Origin of the sequence: uncultured Aurantimicrobium sp. (assembly GCF_936931525.1) — a bacterium.
Classification (GTDB): domain Bacteria; phylum Actinomycetota; class Actinomycetes; order Actinomycetales; family Microbacteriaceae; genus Aurantimicrobium.
On sequence record NZ_CAKZII010000118.1, the window covers coordinates 1 to 2,226 of the forward strand.

Below are 2,226 nucleotides of genomic sequence, written 5' to 3' on the forward strand. Positions count from 1 at the left end.
ACGTACAAGGCGCTTTGCAGCCGCAACATAGACATTGCCAGGACCAGTAACAACATTCACCGGCACGAGATCAAGATCTTCCACACCGTAAGCAAAAGCGCCGATAGCTCCGGCCCCACCCATGGCATAAATTTCATTCACGCCTAAAAGACCAGCGGCAGCAAGAATTGTGGGGTGTACGCGACCACCGAAGTGAGCCTGCGGCGGAGAAGCTAAGGCGATTGAACGAACACCGGCAACCTGTGCAGGAACAACATTCATAATGACGCTTGAGGGATAGACAGCTTTTCCACCAGGAACGTAAAGCCCCACACGTTCAACTGGCTGCCAACGCTGAGTAATCACAGCACCTGAAGCAATTTCAGAGCTGACTGCTGGTGGAACTTGAGCCTGAGAGCCAACCCTGACACGCGAAATGGCAGTTTCTAGTGAGCTTCGAAGCTCAGGTGAAAGTCCAGCAACTGCTTCATCGATGTGGAATTGAGGTACACGAATTTCATATTCTGACACCTTGTCCAAACGAAGAGCTTGCTCTCGTAAGGCAAGCGAACCGTCTGTGCGGACAGCAGTAATAATCTCACTGGCAACATCAAGTGCCGTATCTACATCTAGCTCAGTGCGAGGAATAAGCCCCAAGAATTGAGCACGTGTAGGACGTGAACCACGCAGGTCAAGAGTACGAATCATCAGAAGTCCAGTCTAATTCCGCTATCCCAGGCAACCTGGACCGAGAAGAGACTTGAGTTCACCATAGAGATCAGAAGAGATATTTACCTTGGCGGGAAGTTCAAAGACGCGAGCAGTTGCTCCACGAGTGAGCCGCAAACGAACCTCACTGTCACCAGGGTGACGCTTGAGAACGGCAGAGAGTTCACCAATCGTCGCAGAGGTAGCGCGAACTTCGGGAAGTACTAGATTGAGCGGTCCTTGCTGGCCAATTACAGCACCCACATCTGGAACGAACATGCTCATGGCCTGGATATTAAGGCCATCATCACGAACATTGACACGACCCTTGACTGCTAACACAAGGTCCGTTTCCAGCATTGGGCCAAATTCTTGATAAGTGCGACCGAGCAACATGATGTCCATCTCGCCGCCAAAATCTTCGAGTTTGATAATGCCGTAAGCATTACCCGACTTCTTGGCTATGCGGCGTTGAACCTCTGTGACCAAACCTGCCAATACGACGATGTCACCGTCCATTGTGGAATCACTTGTTGTCAGATCATTGATGGTGACTGTTGCATGTTTGGCCAACTGCAATTCCAGGCCAGCCAACGGGTGATCGGAAACATAGAGCCCGAGCATTTCTCGCTCAAAGGCAAGCTTGTCCCGTTTGGTGAATTCTGGTCGGTCGGGAACTTGAGAATGTTCTTCGGCGAATTCGAACATGTCGCCAAAGAGATCGACCTGCCCCAAAGCTTCATTGCGCTTGAGGCTGACGGCAGACTCGACGGCATCCTCGTGGATCTCGACCAGGGCACGTCGAGTGTTACCCATGGCGTCAAAGGCTCCCGCCTTGATGAGGGATTCCAAGGTCTTCTTGTTGGCTACTTGTGTCGGAACTTTCTTCAAAAAGTCGTGAAAAGTTTCGAAACGACCCTTGTCTGCACGAGCAGCTTTGATGTGTTCGACAACTCCAAAGCCGACATTTCGAATAGCACCCATGCCAAATCGGATGTCTTGACCTACAGCAGAGAAAACACCATCTGATTCGTTCACATCAGGAGCGAGGACGTTGAGCCCCATTCGGCGACATTCGGAAAGATAGATACCTAACTTGTCTTTCGAGTCGCCCACAGAAGTCAGCAGCGCTGCCATATATTCCGCTGGGAAATTGGCCTTGAGGTAGGCAGTCCAGTAACTGAGCACGCCGTATCCAGCTGAGTGAGCCTTATTGAAGGCATAGTCAGCGAACGGCATCAGCGTGTCCCAGAGAATCTTGACTGCCGGGGCTGAGTAACCATTGGCCAGCATGCCAGATTCAAAATCAGCAAACTGCTTATCAAGCTCAGATTTCTTCTTTTTACCCATGGCGCGACGCAAAACGTCCGCTTGACCGAGCGTGAAGCCAGCAACTTTCTGAGCAACCGCCATGACCTGTTCTTGATACACAATCAAGCCATACGTGGTTCCCAGAATTTCTGAGAGTGGCTCTTCCAACTCTGGGTGAATGGGTTCAATTTCTTGAAGACCGTTTTTTCGCAGGGCGTAGTTGGTGTG

General features: G+C 50.9%; 2 protein-coding genes. Both read right to left on the bottom strand.

Annotated elements, in window-relative coordinates; translation table 11 throughout:
- Window positions 1–687 (bottom strand): histidinol dehydrogenase (locus Q0362_RS05415; protein ID WP_298120882.1); only part of this gene is annotated, 687 nt, incomplete at its 3' end.
- Between the two features lie 21 nt (window positions 688–708).
- On the bottom strand, window positions 709–2,226 hold a 1,518-nt coding region (locus Q0362_RS05420), incomplete at its 5' end, for an OB-fold nucleic acid binding domain-containing protein (protein ID WP_366099778.1).